Origin of the sequence: Variovorax monticola, assembly GCF_051216855.1 — a bacterium.
Classification (GTDB): domain Bacteria; phylum Pseudomonadota; class Gammaproteobacteria; order Burkholderiales; family Burkholderiaceae_C; genus Variovorax.
The window spans coordinates 474,627-491,696 of record NZ_JBPJZP010000005.1; the positions used below are offsets into that span (position 1 = coordinate 474,627).

General features: G+C 66.5%; 18 protein-coding genes. 7 read left to right on the forward strand and 11 right to left on the reverse strand.

Features of this window, described 5'->3' with window-relative positions; genetic code table 11:
- Positions 1–54: 54 nt before the first annotated feature.
- From yidC to rpmH, 4 genes are all read right to left on the reverse strand, one after another.
- On the reverse strand, positions 55–1,752 hold the full coding sequence (gene yidC, locus ACSFA5_RS20040) for a membrane protein insertase YidC (RefSeq protein WP_435445781.1): 1,698 nt from the start codon (positions 1,750–1,752) through the stop codon (positions 55–57).
- Positions 1,749–2,036, reverse strand: a complete 288-nt coding sequence (yidD, locus tag ACSFA5_RS20045) for a membrane protein insertion efficiency factor YidD (RefSeq protein ID WP_435439806.1) — start codon at positions 2,034–2,036, stop codon at positions 1,749–1,751. The genes yidC and yidD overlap by 4 nt, the downstream gene beginning before the upstream one ends.
- Complete coding sequence (locus ACSFA5_RS20050; RefSeq protein WP_435445971.1) at positions 2,033–2,476, reverse strand: ribonuclease P protein component; 444 nt, start codon at positions 2,474–2,476, stop codon at positions 2,033–2,035. The genes yidD and ACSFA5_RS20050 overlap by 4 nt, the downstream gene beginning before the upstream one ends.
- Before the next feature lie 101 nt (positions 2,477–2,577).
- Positions 2,578–2,712, reverse strand: a complete 135-nt coding sequence (rpmH, locus tag ACSFA5_RS20055; protein ID WP_007834827.1) for a 50S ribosomal protein L34 — start codon at positions 2,710–2,712, stop codon at positions 2,578–2,580.
- Positions 2,713–3,030: 318 nt separating this feature from the next.
- On the opposite strand from rpmH, the gene dnaA reads away from it, so the two are divergent.
- The 3 genes from dnaA (at position 3,031) to gyrB (ending at position 8,366) form a co-directional block, all read left to right on the forward strand.
- On the forward strand, positions 3,031–4,410 hold the full coding sequence (dnaA, locus tag ACSFA5_RS20060) for a chromosomal replication initiator protein DnaA (RefSeq protein WP_435445782.1): 1,380 nt from the start codon (positions 3,031–3,033) through the stop codon (positions 4,408–4,410).
- Between the two features lie 92 nt (positions 4,411–4,502).
- Positions 4,503–5,609: a DNA polymerase III subunit beta gene (gene dnaN / locus ACSFA5_RS20065; RefSeq protein ID WP_435445783.1), complete on the forward strand. Its 1,107-nt coding sequence runs from the start codon at positions 4,503–4,505 to the stop codon at positions 5,607–5,609.
- 135 nt (positions 5,610–5,744) lie between these two features.
- Positions 5,745–8,366 carry a DNA topoisomerase (ATP-hydrolyzing) subunit B gene (gyrB, locus tag ACSFA5_RS20070; protein WP_435445784.1) on the forward strand — a complete coding sequence of 874 codons (2,622 nt, stop codon included), beginning with the start codon at positions 5,745–5,747 and terminating at the stop codon, positions 8,364–8,366.
- Between the two features lie 69 nt (positions 8,367–8,435).
- Here the strand turns inward: gyrB and ACSFA5_RS20075 are convergent, their stop codons facing one another.
- Both ACSFA5_RS20075 and ACSFA5_RS20080 read right to left on the reverse strand, forming a co-directional pair.
- Positions 8,436–8,852, reverse strand: a complete 417-nt coding sequence (locus ACSFA5_RS20075; protein ID WP_435445785.1) for a hypothetical protein — start codon at positions 8,850–8,852, stop codon at positions 8,436–8,438.
- Positions 8,837–9,094, reverse strand: a complete 258-nt coding sequence (locus tag ACSFA5_RS20080) for a hypothetical protein (protein ID WP_435445786.1) — start codon at positions 9,092–9,094, stop codon at positions 8,837–8,839. Before ACSFA5_RS20080 ends, ACSFA5_RS20075 begins: the two co-directional genes overlap by 16 nt.
- 321 nt (positions 9,095–9,415) lie before the next feature.
- Here ACSFA5_RS20080 and ACSFA5_RS20085 point away from each other — a divergent pair, with 321 nt between their 5' ends.
- The 3 genes from ACSFA5_RS20085 to ACSFA5_RS20095 all read left to right on the forward strand — a co-directional run bounded on the left by ACSFA5_RS20085 (position 9,416) and on the right by ACSFA5_RS20095 (position 11,951).
- Positions 9,416–9,946 carry a hypothetical protein gene (locus ACSFA5_RS20085; RefSeq protein WP_435445787.1) on the forward strand — a complete coding sequence of 177 codons (531 nt, stop codon included), beginning with the start codon at positions 9,416–9,418 and terminating at the stop codon, positions 9,944–9,946.
- A gap of 128 nt (positions 9,947–10,074) precedes the next feature.
- Positions 10,075–10,560, forward strand: a complete 486-nt coding sequence (locus ACSFA5_RS20090) for a hypothetical protein (protein ID WP_435445788.1) — start codon at positions 10,075–10,077, stop codon at positions 10,558–10,560.
- 143 nt (positions 10,561–10,703) lie between these two features.
- Positions 10,704–11,951 (forward strand): metallophosphoesterase, encoded by a 1,248-nt coding sequence (locus tag ACSFA5_RS20095; protein WP_435445789.1) that lies wholly within the window; start codon positions 10,704–10,706, stop codon positions 11,949–11,951.
- A gap of 9 nt (positions 11,952–11,960) precedes the next feature.
- Here the strand turns inward: ACSFA5_RS20095 and ACSFA5_RS20100 are convergent, their stop codons facing one another.
- The 4 genes from ACSFA5_RS20100 to ACSFA5_RS20115 form a co-directional block, all read right to left on the reverse strand.
- Positions 11,961–12,458 (reverse strand): polyhydroxyalkanoate granule-associated phasin, encoded by a 498-nt coding sequence (locus tag ACSFA5_RS20100; RefSeq protein ID WP_435445790.1) that lies wholly within the window; start codon positions 12,456–12,458, stop codon positions 11,961–11,963.
- Between the two features lie 84 nt (positions 12,459–12,542).
- The gene (locus ACSFA5_RS20105; RefSeq protein ID WP_435445791.1) at positions 12,543–13,514 is read right to left on the reverse strand and encodes a lysylphosphatidylglycerol synthase domain-containing protein; all 972 of its coding nucleotides are present in this window, start codon (positions 13,512–13,514) and stop codon (positions 12,543–12,545) included.
- Positions 13,515–13,550: 36 nt separating this feature from the next.
- Entirely contained in the window at positions 13,551–14,819 is a 1,269-nt protein-coding gene (gene clsB / locus ACSFA5_RS20110; protein WP_435445792.1) for a cardiolipin synthase ClsB, read from the reverse strand.
- 27 nt (positions 14,820–14,846) lie between these two features.
- Entirely contained in the window at positions 14,847–15,647 is an 801-nt protein-coding gene (locus tag ACSFA5_RS20115; RefSeq protein ID WP_435445793.1) for an endonuclease/exonuclease/phosphatase family protein, read from the reverse strand.
- A 217-nt stretch (positions 15,648–15,864) separates the two neighbouring features.
- Here ACSFA5_RS20115 and ACSFA5_RS20120 point away from each other — a divergent pair, with 217 nt between their 5' ends.
- Positions 15,865–16,293 (forward strand): serine/threonine protein kinase, encoded by a 429-nt coding sequence (locus ACSFA5_RS20120; protein WP_435445794.1) that lies wholly within the window; start codon positions 15,865–15,867, stop codon positions 16,291–16,293.
- Between the two features lie 81 nt (positions 16,294–16,374).
- Here ACSFA5_RS20120 and ACSFA5_RS20125 read toward each other — a convergent pair whose 3' ends face one another.
- Positions 16,375–16,953, reverse strand: coding sequence for a Spy/CpxP family protein refolding chaperone (locus ACSFA5_RS20125; RefSeq protein ID WP_435445795.1), 579 nt, complete (start codon positions 16,951–16,953; stop codon positions 16,375–16,377).
- Positions 16,954–17,070 lie beyond the last annotated feature (117 nt).

The window sequence follows — 17,070 nt, forward strand, 5'->3', positions numbered from 1 at the left end:
CAGCAAAAAGGGCCGCAGATGCGGCCCTTCGGGAACGACGCAGGTGGCGTCCGGCTATTTCTTGCCGATCGTGCCGAGCACACCCAGCCGCTTGTTGATGAACCACTGCTGCGCGATCGACAGCGTGTTGTTCGTGATCCAGTACAGCACCAGGCCTGCCGGGAAGAAGATGAACATCACGCTGAACGCGAGCGGCATGATCCACATCAGCTTGGCCTGCATCGGATCGGGCGGCGTCGGGTTGAGCCAGGTCTGGAACAGCGAGGTGGCCGTCATCACGACCGGCAGGATGTACCACGGGTCTGGTGCCGACAGGTCGGTGATCCACAAAATCCACGGTGCGTGGCGCATCTCGACCGACGACAGCAGCACCCAGTACAGCGCGATGAACACCGGAATCTGGATCACGATGGGGAAACAGCCGCCCATCGGATTGACCTTCTCGGTCTTGTAGATCCGCATCATTTCCTGCTGCATTTCTTGCGGCTTGTCCTTCAGCCGCTCGCGCATTTCCATGATCTTCGGGTTGATGGCCTTCATCTTGGCCATGCTGGCGTAGGCCTTGGCGTTGAGCCAGTAGAAGGCCGCCTTCAGCAGCACCACCAGCGCCACGATCGACCAGCCCCAGTTGCCCAGGAGGCCGTGCAGCTGGGTGAGCAGCCAGTACAGCGGCTTGGAGATGATTGCGAAGATGCCGTAGTCCTTCACCAGGTCCAGGCCCGGGGCGATGGCTTCGAGCTTCTTTTCTTCTTCAGGGCCGGCGAACAACGCACTGTTCACGACCTGCGTGGCACCCGGGGCGATCTTCGGCAGCGTGGCCACCATGGCCACGGTGAAGAGGTTGTCGCCCAGATCCTTCACGCGGAACTCGCGGCGCAGCTGTTCGCTGGCCGGGTCGCCCTTGAGCAGCCACGCCGACGCAAAGTAATGCTGCACCATCGCGATCCAGCCGTCGTTGGCCGGCGGCGGTGGTTCGATCTTGCCCTTGGCAATGTCCTTGAAGTCGAGCTTGTGGAACTTCTTCTCGTTGGTGTACGCAGCGGGGCCGGTGAAGGTGTTGGTGCCGAACATGGTGCCGGCGGCCACGGTGCCGTGACGCAGCAGCTGCAGGTACAGCTGGGCTTCGCGCGGCTGGTCGCTCACGTTGACCACTTCGTGGCGCACGCCGATGACGTAGTCGCCGCGGTGGAACACGTAGGTCTTGATGTACTTCAGGCCGCCGACGGGCGCGCTCTCGAAGCCCACTTCCAGCGTGTTCTGGCCGTCGGCCATTTCGCGCGGACCGGCCTTCGGCGTCATCGGCGTCAGGTGGTTGGGGAAGCGGTCACCGGTGTCGACCGTGTTCAGCAGGCCGGTCTGCGCCACATAGCGCGTGGCCGGGGAGCCGTTCTCGAACAACACGACGCGCTTGGTGCGGTCGGCTTCGTCGTACTTCAGCAGCTCGAGGTGGTTGACCGTGGCGCCTTCGCTGTCGATCGTGGCCTTGAACAGGTCGGTGGTCACGCCGACCTGCTCGCGCGGCGCGACCGCGGCCGCCTGCGTGGGCACTGCGCCGGCGTTGCCGGTGGTACCGGCCGCGGTCGGCACGCCGTTGGCTGCAGGTGCGTTGGCGGGGGCGGCGGCCGTGGCCGCCGGCTTGCTCGACGGCAGGAAGGTCGGCTTGTTGCCGTTGAAGACCTGCCATTGGTCCCACAGCAGCACCAGCGAGAACCCAAAAATCACCCACAGGATCGTGCGGCGGATATCGTTCATGACGAAGACTTCTTGTCGGAGGAGAGAAGAGACGAAAACAGCGATCCTGACTTGTCAGTGCGACGCTTTGATTTCGGTGGAACCGGATCGTGCCCGCCCTGGCACCAGGGCTGGCAGCGCACGATACGGTGCGCAGTGAGGTAGCTGCCCTTGAGCGCGCCATGCACCTCGAGCGCCTCGATCGAATACACCGAGCAGGTCGGCGTGAAGCGGCACGACTGGCCGAGCCAGGGGCTCAGCAGCAGGCGGTAGCCTTTCACGAGGCCGATCAGCAGGCGTTTCATGGCGAGGAGGCAGAAGGAGGGGGCGTGGGCGCACGCTCGGAACGCGCGCGCGGCGGCGGCGCCGGGCGGGCAGCCCGCTCCAGCAGCTGCTGGAGCTCGGCGCGCACGGCGGCCTTGAGCTTGTCCGACGTGGCGCTCACGAATTCCTTGCGGTCGAAGGTCGAGCGCAGCCGCACCACGTGCGCAGCACGTGGCAAAACAACGCCGGGAGCAGCGCTCACGGCGTAGATCTGGCGCTTGATGGCGTTGCGCGTGACCGCGCGGCGCGCCCAGCGCTTGGGCACCATGGCACCCAGCCAGACGTCGTCGGACACGAACAACGGCTGTGCGCTCGATGCGAGATCGAGCGCACAGCGGTGCAATGCGAAATGAGCAGTGCGCGCCACGGTGGCACCTGCGAGAGCGGCCTGGAATTGCGCGCGGGTCTTGAGCCGCTGCATGGAAGCCGGGCCGGACACGTCGCGGCCGGTAGAACCGGGTGCGCTGGCTGCGGGAGCTGGCGCTGGCGTGTCGGCTGCTGGCAACGGCAGGTGAGCTGCCGTCAGACTGCCAGGCGCTTGCGGCCCTTGGCGCGGCGTGCGTTGATGACGGCACGGCCGCCACGGGTCTTCATGCGGACCAGAAAGCCGTGGGTACGGGCGCGGCGGACTTTGGATGCTTGGTAGGTGCGTTTCATGGTGATTTCCTGTTTCCCTGTTCGCGCGGACTCTTCGTACGGAAGGCATGAAGAACCTGCGGGGCGCCGGGGGAGCGTATTGGGATGGCCCCTGAGCTCCTAGTGACGAACGCAAGAAGGTTTTCAGGGAAACCCGCAATTATCGCAAACATTGGCGCCCCGGACAATCTTCGAGCGGATTTGCGGGCCTTTCGCCAACCTTGCCAGCATGTGGATAAGGTTTTGACAAGTTAGAATGCCGAGCGCCTTCCAGCAGAGAATATCCACAGTACCTATACCAAAAAATGCACGAGGGTTTCACCACTTTTTCAAGCGCCCATGTCCACTGACGGCATCGGCGAAAGCCTCTGGCAGGCCTGCGTCGACCAGCTCGCGCAGGAGCTGTCCGAGCAGCAGTTCAATACCTGGATCAAGCCCCTGACCGCACAGGTCGCCGACGACCTGTCGCGCATGACCGTGTTCGTCGCCAACCGCTTCAAGCTCGACTGGATCCGCGCCCAGTACGCCGGCAAGATCGCTGCCATGGCCGAGAAGATGTACGGCCAGCCGGTGGCCGTCGAGTTAGCGCTTGCTCCGCGCGAAGCCCCCATCCGCTCTGCGCCCGTGGCCGTCATGGCCGAAACCGATGTGCCGCGCGACGTGGCCGGTCCGGGCGAGGAGCCCGCCGCCGCCGGCTTCAAGAACCGGCTGAATTCCGGTCTCACTTTCGACACGCTGGTCGAGGGCACCGCGAACCGCATGGCGCGCGCCGCGGCCATGCACGTGTCGGGCATGCCGGGCCATCTGTACAACCCGCTTTTCATCTACGGCGGCGTCGGCCTGGGCAAGACCCACCTGATGCACGCAGTGGGCAACCGGTTGCTCGCCGACCGTCCCGATTCCAAAGTTCTCTACATCCACGCCGAGCAGTTCGTGTCGGATGTGGTCAAGGCGTATCAGCGCAAGACTTTCGACGAGTTCAAGGAGCGCTATCACTCGCTCGATCTGTTGCTGATCGACGATGTGCAGTTCTTCGCCAACAAGGACCGCACGCAGGAAGAGTTCTTCAACGCGTTCGAGGCCCTGCTCGCGAAGAAGTCGCACATCGTGATGACCAGCGACACGTATCCCAAGGGTCTGGCCGACATTCACGAGCGCCTGGTGTCCCGCTTCGATTCGGGCCTCACGGTGGCCATCGAGCCGCCCGAACTCGAAATGCGCGTGGCCATTCTTATCAACAAGGCGCGCGCCGAATCGGCCGAAATGCCGGAAGAAGTGGCCTTCTTCGTCGCCAAGAACGTGCGCTCCAACGTGCGCGAGCTCGAAGGGGCGCTGCGCAAGATCCTGGCGTACTCGCGCTTCAACCAGAAGGAGATCTCGATCGCCCTGGCGCGCGAGGCGCTGCGCGACCTGCTGTCGATCCAGAACCGGCAGATCTCGGTCGAGAACATCCAGAAGACGGTGGCCGACTACTACAAGATCAAGGTCGCCGACATGTACAGCAAGAAGCGACCGGCCAGCATTGCGCGGCCGCGGCAGATCGCGATGTACCTGGCCAAGGAGCTCACGCAGAAAAGCCTGCCGGAAATCGGCGAGCTGTTCGGCGGCCGCGACCACACGACGGTGCTGCACGCGGTGCGCAAGATCTCGGGCGAGCGCCAGCAGCTCACCGAGCTCAACCAGCAACTCCACGTGCTCGAACAGACGCTCAAGGGCTGAAGAAGCCGAATGTCATCAGGAACGCCCCCCGCGACAGCGGAGAATGGCGCCCTTACAAGCTGATTCAAAGAGATAGAGAAGAGGAAGAAGACATGATCGTTTTGAAGGCAAACCAAGACAAAGTCCTCGCTGCGCTGCAGTCGGTGGCGGGCATCGTGGAGCGGCGTCACACCCTGCCTATCCTGGCGAACGTGCTGATTCGCAAGACCGGCGGCCAGCTGCAGCTGACCACCAGCGACCTCGAGATCCAGATCCGCACCACCGCCGAGCTCGGCGGCGACGAAGGCAACTTCACCACCACCATCGGCGCGCGCAAGCTCATCGACATCCTGCGCACCATGCCGGCCGACCAGACCGTGAGCCTCGAGTCGAGCGCCAGCAAGCTGGTGCTCAAGGGCGGCAAGAGCCGCTTCACGCTGCAGTCGCTGCCCGCGGAAGACTTTCCGCTGGTGCAGGAAGCGGCCAACTTCGGCCCCGTGTTCAGCGTGCCGCAAAAGACGCTGAAGGACCTGCTCTCGCAAGTGTCCTTCGCCATGGCCGTGCACGACATCCGCTACTACCTCAACGGCATCCTGTTCGTCGCCGAAGGCAAGCAGCTGAGCCTGGTGGCCACCGACGGCCACCGCCTGGCGTTCTCCTCGGCCACGCTGGACGTCGAAGTGCCCCGTCAAGAAGTGATCCTGCCGCGCAAGACGGTGCTCGAAATGCAGCGCCTCTTGTCCGACGCCGAAGGCGCCATCGAGATGCAGTTCGCGAACAACCAGGCCAAGTTCAGCTTCGGCGGCATGGAGTTCGTCACCAAGCTGGTCGAGGGCAAGTTCCCCGACTACAACCGCGTCATCCCGAAGAACCACAAGAACACCGTCACGCTCGGCCGCGCGCCGCTCCTGGCCAGCCTGCAGCGCACCGCCATCCTGACCAGCGAGAAGTTCAAGGGCGTGCGCCTGAACATCGAGCCGGGCACCCTGCGCATCGCGTCCAACAACGCCGAGCAGGAAGAAGCGCAGGACGAGCTCGACATCGACTACGGCGGCGACGCCATCGAAATCGGCTTCAACGTGACCTACCTGATCGACGCGCTGTCGAACATGGAACAGGACATGGTGAAGCTGGACCTGGCGGACTCCAACAGTTCCGCGCTACTGACCATCCCCGAGAACGCATCCTTCAAGTACGTCGTGATGCCGATGCGTATCTAGCAGACAGACCCTGTAGCGCCTTGCGCACACAACCCGCGGCCCCCCGCGGGTTTGCGCTTTCAAGAGGCGGCGAATTGCGTTGTTGCGAGCCCGAAAAATCACGGCCATGCCGTGAGAGAGATAGAGGAATACCGAATGAGTGCAGAAGAAAACAAGCCCGAAGTGCCGCACACCGAGCCGGTCTACACGCCTGAAGTGCAGGTCGTGCCGCCCGAGTCCATCGCGCCCGACACCAGCTACGGCGAAGGCTCGATCACCATCCTCGAAGGGCTTGAGGCCGTGCGCAAGCGCCCCGGCATGTACATCGGCGACACCTCCGACGGCACGGGCCTGCATCACCTGGTGTTCGAAGTGGTGGACAACTCCATCGACGAGGCGCTGGCGGGCCACTGCGACGACATCGTCGTGACCATTCACAGCGACAACTCGATCTCCGTCACCGACAACGGCCGCGGCATTCCTACCGGCGTGAAGATGGACGACAAGCACGAGCCCAAGCGCTCGGCGGCCGAAATTGCGCTCACCGAGCTGCACGCCGGCGGCAAGTTCAACCAGAACAGCTACAAGGTCTCGGGCGGCCTGCACGGCGTGGGCGTGTCCTGCGTGAACGCGCTGAGCATCAAGCTGCGCCTGGTCGTGCGTCGCGAAGGCAAGATCCACGAGCTCGAATTCAGCCGCGGCTTCGTGCAGAACCGCCTGCTCGACAAGGTGAACGGCATCGAGGTCTCGCCGATGAAGGTCATCGGCGACACCGACAAGCGCGGCACCGAGGTGCACTTTCTGCCGGACACCGAGATCTTCAAGGAGAACTCGGACTTCCACTACGAAATCCTCAGCAAGCGCCTGCGCGAACTGAGCTTCCTGAACAACGGCGTGCGCATCCGCCTGAAGGACGAGCGCACCGGCAAGGAAGACGACTTCTCGGGCGCCGGCGGCGTGCGCGGCTTCGTGGAGTTCATCAACAAGGGCAAGACCGTCCTGCATCCGAACTCGTTCTACGCCGAAGGCGAAAAGCCGGCCGACACCTACGGCGGCATTCCCGGCACGCACATCGGCGTGGAAGTGGCGATGCAGTGGAACAGCGGCTACAACGAGCAGGTTCTCTGTTTCACCAACAACATTCCCCAGCGTGACGGCGGCACCCACCTCACGGGCCTGCGCGCCGCGATGACCCGGGTCATCAACAAGTACATCGAAGAAAACGAGTTCGCGAAAAAGGCGAAGGTCGAAGTCACCGGCGACGACATGCGCGAAGGCCTGTGCTGCGTGCTGAGCGTGAAGGTGCCCGAGCCCAAGTTCTCCAGCCAGACCAAGGACAAGCTGGTGTCCAGCGAAGTGCGCGCGCCGGTGGAAGACATCGTCGGGCGCCTGCTCAGCGACTACCTGCAGGAACGCCCGGGCGACGCCAAGATCATCTGCGGCAAGATCATCGAGGCCGCCCGCGCCCGCGAGGCGGCCCGCAAGGCCCGCGAAATGACGCGCCGCAAGGGCGTGCTCGACGGCATGGGCCTGCCCGGCAAGCTGGCCGACTGCCAGGAGAAAGATCCCGCGCTCTGCGAGGTCTACCTGGTGGAGGGCGACTCCGCCGGCGGCTCCGCCAAGCAGGGCCGCGACCGGAAGTTCCAGGCCATCCTGCCGCTGCGCGGCAAGATCCTGAACGTGGAAAAGGCACGCTACGAGAAGCTGCTCACCAGCAACGAAATTCTGGTGATGATCACAGCCCTGGGCACCGGCATCGGCCGCGCCGGCGCCACCAGCGCGGGCAGCGGCGCAGACGACTTCAACGTCGCCAAGCTGCGCTACCACCGCATCATCATCATGACCGACGCCGACGTCGACGGCGCCCACATCCGCACGCTGCTGCTCACCTTCTTCTACCGGCAGATGCCTGAACTGGTGGAGCGCGGCCACATCTACATCGCGCAGCCGCCGCTCTACAAGGTCAAGGTCGGCAAGGAAGAGCAGTACCTGAAGGACGAAGCCGCCCTCAACGCCTTCCTGATCAAGGTGGCGCTGAAGGACGCGCGCATCGAGACCGGCGGCGCCGGCTCCACCACCCTGACCGGCGACACGCTGGCCGAACTGGCGCGCAAGCACCAGCTGGCCGAGGCCGTGATCGCGCGCCTGCGCAACTTCATGGATGCCGAGGCGCTGCGCGCCATTGCCGACGGCGTGGCGCTCGACCTCGACACCACGCCCGCAGCCGAAGCCTCGGCCGCGGCGCTGCAGGTCAAGCTGCGCGAGCTCAACACCACCGGCATCCCGGCCGAGGTGAGCAACGAGTTCGATGCACGCACCGACAAGCCGCTGTTGCGCATCAGCCGCCGCCACCACGGCAACATCAAGAGCAGCGTGATCACGCAGGACTTCGTGCACGGCGCCGACTACGCCGCGCTGGCCGAAGCCGCCAACACCTTCCGCGGCCTGCTGAGCGAAGAGGGTGCCGTGGTTCGCCGCGGCGAGGGAGAGCGTGCCAAGGAAGAAAAGGTCGGCGACTTCCGCCAGGCCATGAAGTGGCTGATCGGCGAAGCCGAGCGCGCCACGTCGCGCCAGCGCTACAAGGGCCTGGGCGAAATGAACCCCGCGCAGCTGTGGGAAACCACCATGGACCCGACCGTGCGCCGCCTGCTGCGCGTGCAGGTCGACGACGCGATCGAAGCCGACCGCGTGTTCACGATGCTGATGGGCGACGAGGTGGAGCCGCGCCGCGAGTTCATCGAGCAGAACGCGTTGCGGGTGGCGAACATCGACGTCTAGGAAAGACGCATCGGCAGGCAGCACCGCACTGCCGAGACGCAACGAACGCCCGGCCGAGCCGGGCGTTTTTCATTGGAGTTGCAAGGTCGTGGAAGCCTGCGAACCTTCGGCGCACGGTCCGTCGGAATACTCGGCAGTGCCGGAAGACGACACACACTTGGTCACCGCCAGGCGCACGGGCGTTGCGACGACGGGCGACAGCGCAGGCGCCACGCGTGTCGCGTCCCGCGCAATATAGGCCCGACCGGAAGACGCCGGCCCATACACCGGCATCGCATCGTCGGCGCCACCGCCCGCCAGAGGCGGCTGAACGACGGCCGGGACCGCGCTCACCGGCACGGGTGCGTGGGCGGCGCGATCTTTCAGCAAGTCGGTCAGCGCCACATAGAAGAGGCACATCGCCACCAGCGCCACGGCCAGGCAGGGCGCCCAATAGCGCTGCGAGCCGGGGCGAGCAACAGTCCGCTCGCTCAGCGCCGCGGCCATGCCAGACCCCCGCTCTGCAACGTTCCGGCCAGCTTGGCGATGCCGCCGGTGCCGCTCGCCGCGCGCCCGATCAACGCACCGCCCGCCGCGCCCACCACCACGCGCATCAGGAACGACCGGCTGCGGCCCGCCGCCAGCAGCAGCAACACACCGGCGCCCAGCACCGCGAGGTGCTCGCCGGGGTAGTCCGCCCGCTGGGCGTCCACTTTCTTGAACTCGTTGAGGGTCGATTCGAGGGTCATGGCCGAAGCTCCTTGTGTCTGTTCAGCCATTCATATCGCGCCCCGCCGTGCACCGCTGTAGGCGTGCACCCATGCACGTTTGCGGATTCGGACGCCAAAACGCCGCAGAACGCAGCGAAACCGCACGGATCAGGGTTTCCGTGAGGCTTGTTGACAAAAATAGCCAGAACGCACGTCACACGGACGTCATCAGCTATGAAAACAATAGCATTCAACCTGAATCCGCAGATCGTTCCTCGTAAACGCTATATCTAGCCCGACTCTTGCTAAGCAAAATCCTTGACGGATTTCACGTTACGCAAGATCGAGGACCACACAGCAATGAACCCTTCGCGTCTCCGCCGGCCACTGGCCGCGCTGGTATTGAGCGGCACAGCAGCATTCCTCGGGGCCGTGACCCTGGTCGCACCGGCCCATGCGCTCTCGAACCCGCCCATCGAAGTGGCGCAGGGCATCGAGTACATGTGCGGCGGCGCCGCACGCGACGAAGCCGCCTTCATGGAAATGGTGTCGCCGCGCTGGGCCGCCACCATCGCGCTCGGCGTGAGCGACGGCAAGGGCGCGCAGCAGGGCGGCTTTCCGGCCAAGGCCGCCGTGCAGATCCGCCAGAAGTACACCGGCCAGCTGGTGATGGACGTGCAGACGAAGTCGCCGTACATGCTCGCGCGCCTGAACCCGGGCGCCTACGACGTGAACGTGACGCTCGGCGGCCTCACGCTGACGCAGTCGCTGGTGGTGATTGCCGGCGTGCCGGCGCGCGCAGCCTTCGTCTGGCCGTCGAACTTCGACATGGCCTCGGTGGCGCCGCAGCTGCCGCAGACGCTGGCGCAGAGCACGGCCACCGCGCGCTGAGGCCTTTGGGGCCCCGGCCACGCCGCATGGCGTGGCCCGTTTTCTTTTCAGGTCAGCCTTTCCTCAGCCACGCCGCGCACAGTGGCCTCGTGGCGTTCCGCCATGTCGACCCGGAAAGGATCCAGACCATGACCTCCCGTTTTCCATCGCGCATGCGGCCCCTGGCGGCCGCGCTGCTGTGCGGCGCCGCCCTGCTCGGCGCGCTGTCGTCGGCCCAGGCGGCGGTGAATCCGCCGATCTACATGTCGCACGGCGTCGAGTACATGAGCGGTGGCATCGGCAGCGATGAAGCCCAACTGATGGAGACGGTGGCGCCGCGCTGGCCTGCCACCTTCGAGTTCGCGGTCAAGGACAGCAAGGGCGCCGACTTCGCGGCCAACGTGCACGTCACGGTTCGCGACAGCCACGGCGTGGCCTTGATCGACAACGTGACCTCGGGCGGCCCGTTGATGGTGGCGCGGTTGGAGCCGGGCAGCTACGAGGTGGAAGCACGCCTGGGCAGCCAGGTGCTCAAGCAGCGGGTGCGGGTGCCCGAAGGCGCGTCGGCCAAGGCGAGCTTCGTCTGGCCTGCGGGCACCGACATGGCCTCGGCCGGCACGCGCGCGGTGCAGTAGCGCTGCGTGAGGGCGCGCAAGTGGGCGCCGGCACCGCGTGGCGACAGCGTTTTTCTTCGGCGCCTTGCCCGCCACAGCGCCCGCTATCCGGGCCCCTTGCGCTATAGAAAAAATAGCGACTGCCGCGTACCGCGGCGTCTTGAATGCGCGGCATGCGCCTTGCAGGTGGTGTATCCCGGGCAGTGCCCGAACCCATTGCCCCGATGCCGATCCGTCCCCTGAGCGCGCTTACCGCGCTGCTGCACGTCTACATTGCGCTGCGCCTGCTGCCCGCGCTGGCTGCGCTCACGCCTGCCTGGCCCCTGGCGCTGCTGGCGCTGGTGGTGTCCGCAGCCACGATTCCCCTGCCTTTTGTCTCGCGCCGCGTCGGGCGCGAGGGCTCGGCCGGCGCCGTCCTGAAATGGGTCGGCCTGATCAGCATGGGCTGGTTCTCCTCGATGTTCGTGCTGACGCTGTTGCGCGACGCGGGCCTGGGGCTGACCTGGCTGGCCAGCATCGCGGGCGGCATGCAGGTGCCGTGGAGCAGCCTGAAGCCCTGGAGCGCGCTGGCGGTGCTGGCGTTGGCTACGGCCACGTCGGCCGTCGGCTTTCTCAACGCGCGCCGCACGGCCAGCGTGAAGCGGGTCGACGTGCCCATCAGCGGCCTGCCGCAGGCACTCGAAGGCTTCACCATCGCGCAGCTCAGCGACATCCACGTGGGCCCGACCATCAAGAGCGCCTACATCCAGCGCATCGTCGAAGCGGTCAACCGGCTGGGCGCGGACGCCATCGCGATCACCGGCGACCTGGTCGACGGCAGCGTGCCCGAGCTGCGCGAGCACATCGCGCCGCTGGCGGGCCTGCGCGCGCGCCACGGCACCTTCGTGGTCACGGGCAACCACGAGTACTACGCCGGCGCGCACGCCTGGATTGCCGAGCTGCGCCGGCTCGGCCTGAAGGTGCTGCTCAACGAGCACGTGGTGCTGCAGACGCGCAACGTGCGCGGCGCGCAGACCGACGAAGAGCTGTTCGAAAGCGCGCTGGTGCTGGCCGGCGTGACCGACTTCACCGCCGGGCACTTCGACGCGGCGCATGCCAGCGACCCGCACCTGGCGCTGCACGACGCCCCGCCGCTGGTGCACACGCGCGTGCTGCTGGCGCACCAGCCGCGCAGCGCGACACTGGCCGCCGCCGCCGGCTACCAGCTGCAGCTGTCGGGCCACACGCACGGCGGCCAGTTCTTTCCGTGGAACCTGTTCGTGCCGATGCAGCAGCCCTTCACGGCGGGGTTGCACCGGCTGCACGACATGTGGGTGTATGTGAGCCGGGGCACCGGCTACTGGGGTCCGCCGAAGCGCTTTGGCGCGCCTTCTGAAATTACATTGCTGACGCTGGTGCCGGCGAAGGGCTGAGCGTTTTCGTCAGGCTTCGAGGTCGGCCAGCCGGCGCGCGTTCGACGTGGCGGCCGCATGGATCGGCTTGAGGCCTTCGCGCGCGATGCCCGCTGCAATGCCCGGCAGCTGGCTCGCGGCCGAGACGGATCCGGCGGCCGACTGCACGAAGGCATCGCCGTTGGCCGCTGCCTGGGCCGGCGTGACGCTGCCGGCCAGCAGAAAGAAAGCCGTGGTGCCCTGCACCCAATGCTGCACCGTGCGGCTGGCCAGCGACACATGGCTGTCATGCCACTGCCTGGCCATCGCCATGCCCGACTCGCTCGCGGCGGCGAGCTTTTCCTGACCCATGAGCTGGAACTCGGCCAGGTCGACGGCGCTGGGCGCGAGCCCCGCCTTGGCCATGCGTTCGGTCCGCATGCGGATCACCGAGCCGGAAGACAGCAGCATCTCCTGGGTCTTGAGTGCCAGGTCGAGCCACTGCGTGAGCGGATGGGCCGGACGGGCGGCGGTGGTGAGAGATGACATGAGGGGGCAGTGCGCAGGTTGGGAGGAGGTCGTACCACTATAGGCTTCTCGCGGCGAAATTGCTGCAGCGCAACAATTTCGTTTTCATTGCTGTGCAATCGGTCCGGACGCCGCGCGCAGCCGCCTGGCGCGCACCTCGGTCGCCAGGTAGGCCACGGTGGCCACCGCCAGCGGCAGCAGGTAGTAAAGGGCGCGGTACGCCAGCAGCGCCCCGAGCAACTGCGCCTCTGCCACGGCATGCCCCAGCAGCGCCACGAACACGGCCTCGAGCACGCCGAGCCCCGCGGGCACGTGCGTGACCACGCCGGCCACCGCAGCCACCAGCAGCACCGCGAGCACGTGCACGTAGCCGACCTGCCCCTGCAGCAGGAACCAGATCACGCCGCCGATCAGCGACCAGTTGGCGCACGACATCGCCAGCTGCAGCAGCGCCATCGGCAGGCCCGGCGTCTTGAACGCATGCCCGCGCACGCGCCACACACGCCCTTTGGCCACCGCACACAACGCCAGGTACGCCAACGCAGCCGCCAGCAGCGCCGCGCCCAGAATGCGCAGCCCTTCGTTGCCGATCTTCCAGCCCGGCGGCAACGCCAGCGGCCAGAAGCAGAAGGCCGCGCCCGCCACCACCAGGTAGCCGAACCAGTTGGTCAGCATGCTGAAGCCCAGCACCCGTGTGATGGTGTCGTTGCTCAGCCCCAGGCGCGAATACAGCCGGTAGCGGAACGCCACGCCGCCCACCAGCGAGCCCAGGTTGAGGTTGAATGCATAGCTGATGAAGGTCACGCCCATCACCGTGCCCGCGCCCAGCCGGTGCTGCGTGATGTGCCGGCCCAGCAGGTCGTAGGTGCTGTACAGCACGAAGCTGCACACCACCAGCGCGCCGGCGGCCAGCAGCGCGCTGGCGGGGAGAGCGCGAATGGCACCGAGCACCTCGGCCCAGTCGATGGTGCGCGCCTGCGTCACCAGCAGCCAGGCGATCAGCGCGAAGAAGCCCCACACGGCCACGCGGCGGGCCCAGGGCCACCAGGCGGTTCGGGTCAGGGTCATCGCGCTCATGTCCATTCGCTCATGCCCGCTTGTTGACACCCGGCCTCAGGCGGCTTCAGTCTGCGTGGCACCGCCAGTCGGGTTGCTCAGCCCGGTGTCGCGCCGATTCGCCAGGTCGGTCGCCTCGGCCGGCGTCAGGCGCGGCACGTGGCGCGGCAGCCGGCCCAGCAGCGCCGGGTACCAGCGCAGGATGTGGAACACGAAGAAGCTGCGCACCAGCCGCCAGCCGCTCCATTCGCTGGCCAGGTCGGCCGCCTCGATCTGCTTGCAGCTGTGGCGCATCAGCTGGTCCATGCGCTCCCACAGCACGCCGTTGAAGGCGGTGTCGCGCACGATCACGTTCGACTCGAGGTTGAGCGACAGGCTCAGCGGGTCGAGGTTGCTCGAGCCCACGGTGCTCCACCTGTCGTCCATCAGCGCGACCTTGCCGTGCAGCGGCCGTTCGCAGTACTCGTAGATGCGCACGCCCGCGTGCAGCAGGTGGTGGTACAGCATGCTCGCGGCCGTCTTCACGATCGGCATGTCCGGCTCGCCCTGCAGGATGAGCCGCACATCCACCCCGCGGCGCGCCGCGCGGCGCAACTCCTTGATGAGCCGGTAGCCCGGAAAGAAGTACGCGTTGGCGATCACGATGCGCTCTTTCGCTGCGCGGATGGCCGCGCGGTACTGGCGCTCGATGTCGTTGGTGTGGCGCCGGTTGTCGCGCGTGACGAACATCACATCGGCCTCGCCGGCAGGGCTTTGCCGCACCGGCGGCGCCAGCTTCAGGCGGCGGCGGAACCAGCCCGCGCCCTTGCCGCCGAGCGCGATGGCGCGCAGCACGAACTGGTGGATCTCCGCGACGACAGGGCCTTCGAGCGCCACCGCGTAGTCCTGCTTGGCCTTGGGGCCGAAGTCCAGCAGGTGATCGGCCGAGTAGTTGATGCCGCCCACGAAGGCACGCTCGCCGTCGATCACCACGATCTTGCGGTGCATGCGGCGAAACACGTTGAGCCGCCGGCCCATGAAGCGCGCACCGGGGTCGAACACACGCACCTTCACGCCGACCGAGGTCAGCCCCTCGATGAACTCGCGCGAGAGGTCGGGCGAGCCGAAGCCGTCGATCATCAGGTCGACCTTCACGCCGCGCTGCGCGGCCTCGCGCATGGCAGCATGCAGTTGCAGGCCCACCTTGTCCTCGAACAGGATGAAGGTCTCGATGATCGCTTCGCGCTTCGCATGGCGGATGGCGTCGAACACGCGCGGGAAGAACTGTTCGCCGTTCTCGAGCAGCTCGATGCGGTTGCCACCGATCCAGTGGTTGTTGTTGTTCATGGGAATGCCCGAAAAACGTCTTGAATTTCAGAGGTCGATGTTCGCCACCAGCGGCGCGTGGTCCGACAGGTGCGACCACGGCCGGCGCGGCAGCACCACCGGCGCATGCACGCCGGCGTTGCGCACGTAGATGCGGTCGAGCTGCAACACCGGAAAACGCGCCGGAAAGGTCTTGGCCGCGCGGCCGTTGGCCTGCACGAACACCTCGCGCAGCGCGGCACCCTTTTCGAGCACCTCGTGCGCCCGCCCGCGCCAGTCGTTGAAGTCACCCGCCACGATCAGCGGCGCGTCGGGCGGCACCTCGTCGCGCACGATGTGGCACAGCAACTCCAGCTGCTGCTGCCGATGCGCCTCGGCCAGGCCCAGGTGCGCGCAGATCGCGTGCACGTCGACCGGGCGGCCCGGCAGGCGCAGCACGCAATGCAGCAGGCCGCGCTTCTCGGGCCCGCTCACCGACACGTCGTGGTTGCGGAAATGCACGATCGGAAACTTCGACAGCACCGCGTTGCCATGGTGGCCCTTGGGGTACACCGCGTTGCGCCCGTAAGCGAACTGCGGCCACATGGTGTCGGCCAAAAATTCGTAGTGCGGCGCCTCGGGCCAGTTGCTCACCTTGCGCTCATGGCGCGAATGCGTGCCCAGCACCTCCTGCAGGAACACCACGTCGGCGCCCACGGTGCGCACCGCATCGCGCAGTTCCGGCAGGATGAACTTGCGGTTCAGCGCGGTGAAGCCCTTGTGGGTGTTCACCGTCATGACCTTCAGCGAGGTGGTCACCGTGGGGGTCACGGGCGCTGCGGCAGCGGAGGGAATGGGCGAAGAAGACATCGTTGCAAGGGTTGTACGTGGCTGAACGCGACCTGACTGTAGGAACGGGCCACCTTCTGGCGCCCCTTTCAGGCCCGGGGCGCGACCTCCTACAGGCAGGCCTGCCCCACCCCCACGTGGCACGGATTTCGGCGCTCCTACGGTGAATTCAGGGCCTGAAGAAAGCAGCCCGCGTTTTCATCCATCCACACCGAGACAAGCCACAAGGAGCACAAACATGAAGTCATCCACTTTTCACGCCGCCGTTCTCGCCGCGCTGCTGGGTACCGCCGGCATGGCCATGGCGCAAACCACGTCGATCCCCGCCGCGCCCGACGCGTCGGTCGGTGGCGAGGCCAGCACCATGACGCCAGCCGGCGTGGCCAATCCGCCGCAGCGACCCGACAACTCGATGCCCGCCTCGCGCGAAGCCGTGAAGGCCGAAGCGCGCGCGCAGAACCGCAACAACGCCAACAGCCTGGTGCCCAAGGGTGAAGCCAGCACCACGTTGAACCACCAGCCCAACGCCACGCCACAGCCCACCGGCGAGATGTCGCGCGCCGAAGTGAGCCAGACCGGCCGCAAGGTCAAGCCGCAGTTCGGCCAGAAGGGCGAACGCCCGGACGTGGCGACGAACCCGACCGACAAGACCGGCACGCCGAAGTAACCCACGAAGTCACCCGGCCACGCACGCAGGAAAAAGCCCGCAGCGCTTTCGCGCCGCGGGCTTTTTTACGAGCCGCCGGGATCAGCCCTTGGCAGGTGCCGCACCGCGCTGGCCGTCAGAGCCGCCATGGCCGTGGTGACCGCGGGGGCCACCATGACCGCCGAAATGCACGGTCTCGGCGTCGAAGGTCTTCTGCTGGTCCGGCGTCAGCGCGGCATAGAAGGTTTTCGTGGCGTCGGCGCGCTTGGCGAACATGGCGCTGCGTTCGGCCTGGCGGGCCTGCATGCGTTCCAGGCGCTGCGGCGTGGTCAGCTTGGCGAACTCGGCGCGGTCCATGCGCGGCGGGCGGGCACCGGCCGGCGGTTGGCTCGCGGCGGTGAAGGTGCTCCAGGCGCTTTCCTGGCCGCCGTTGAGCTTGAGCTTTTCCTTCAGGGCCGCGAGGCGCTTGGCGCGGTGTTCCTGCATGCGCTCCATGCGCTGGGCGGGGTCCATGCGCTTGTGCTGCGCCTTGGGCGCGGCAGCGTTGTCGGCCTGGGCCACCGCGGCGGCGGGTGCGGCTGCGGAGGGTGCGACCGGCGCTTGAGCGAAGGCGCCCGAAGAGGCGAGGGCGGCCGAACCGAGCAGGCTGGCCCAGACGATGCGTTGGCGAAGAGAGATCATGAGAAGTGCTTCCTTTCGAAGACCGCCGCCGATGGGCAGCAGGTGAGACGAAGTGTGGAAGACCTCTGTATCGGCACCGTTAGCCCGGCGTGAGCTTGCGTAAAGAACGGTGAATGC

Excerpts from the sequence above, each read along its gene's own strand:
- yidC (WP_435445781.1), bottom strand. The coding sequence starts at position 1,752 with ATGAACGATATCCGCCGCACGATCCTGTGGGTGATTTTTGGGTTCTCG.
- ACSFA5_RS20050 (WP_435445971.1), bottom strand. The coding sequence starts at position 2,476 with ATGCAGCGGCTCAAGACCCGCGCGCAATTCCAGGCCGCTCTCGCAGGT.
- dnaN (WP_435445783.1), top strand. The coding sequence starts at position 4,503 with ATGATCGTTTTGAAGGCAAACCAAGACAAAGTCCTCGCTGCGCTGCAG.
- ACSFA5_RS20115 (WP_435445793.1), bottom strand. The coding sequence starts at position 15,647 with ATGTCTTCTTCGCCCATTCCCTCCGCTGCCGCAGCGCCCGTGACCCCC.
- yidD (WP_435439806.1), bottom strand. The coding sequence starts at position 2,036 with ATGAAACGCCTGCTGATCGGCCTCGTGAAAGGCTACCGCCTGCTGCTG.
- ACSFA5_RS20125 (WP_435445795.1), bottom strand. The coding sequence starts at position 16,953 with ATGATCTCTCTTCGCCAACGCATCGTCTGGGCCAGCCTGCTCGGTTCG.
- ACSFA5_RS20100 (WP_435445790.1), bottom strand. The coding sequence starts at position 12,458 with ATGTCATCTCTCACCACCGCCGCCCGTCCGGCCCATCCGCTCACGCAG.
- ACSFA5_RS20075 (WP_435445785.1), bottom strand. The coding sequence starts at position 8,852 with ATGGCCGCGGCGCTGAGCGAGCGGACTGTTGCTCGCCCCGGCTCGCAG.
- clsB (WP_435445792.1), bottom strand. The coding sequence starts at position 14,819 with ATGAACAACAACAACCACTGGATCGGTGGCAACCGCATCGAGCTGCTC.
- ACSFA5_RS20080 (WP_435445786.1), bottom strand. The coding sequence starts at position 9,094 with ATGACCCTCGAATCGACCCTCAACGAGTTCAAGAAAGTGGACGCCCAG.
- dnaA (WP_435445782.1), top strand. The coding sequence starts at position 3,031 with ATGTCCACTGACGGCATCGGCGAAAGCCTCTGGCAGGCCTGCGTCGAC.
- rpmH (WP_007834827.1), bottom strand. The coding sequence starts at position 2,712 with ATGAAACGCACCTACCAAGCATCCAAAGTCCGCCGCGCCCGTACCCAC.
- ACSFA5_RS20095 (WP_435445789.1), top strand. The coding sequence starts at position 10,704 with ATGCGCGGCATGCGCCTTGCAGGTGGTGTATCCCGGGCAGTGCCCGAA.
- gyrB (WP_435445784.1), top strand. The coding sequence starts at position 5,745 with ATGAGTGCAGAAGAAAACAAGCCCGAAGTGCCGCACACCGAGCCGGTC.
- ACSFA5_RS20120 (WP_435445794.1), top strand. The coding sequence starts at position 15,865 with ATGAAGTCATCCACTTTTCACGCCGCCGTTCTCGCCGCGCTGCTGGGT.
- ACSFA5_RS20085 (WP_435445787.1), top strand. The coding sequence starts at position 9,416 with ATGAACCCTTCGCGTCTCCGCCGGCCACTGGCCGCGCTGGTATTGAGC.
- ACSFA5_RS20105 (WP_435445791.1), bottom strand. The coding sequence starts at position 13,514 with ATGAGCGCGATGACCCTGACCCGAACCGCCTGGTGGCCCTGGGCCCGC.
- ACSFA5_RS20090 (WP_435445788.1), top strand. The coding sequence starts at position 10,075 with ATGACCTCCCGTTTTCCATCGCGCATGCGGCCCCTGGCGGCCGCGCTG.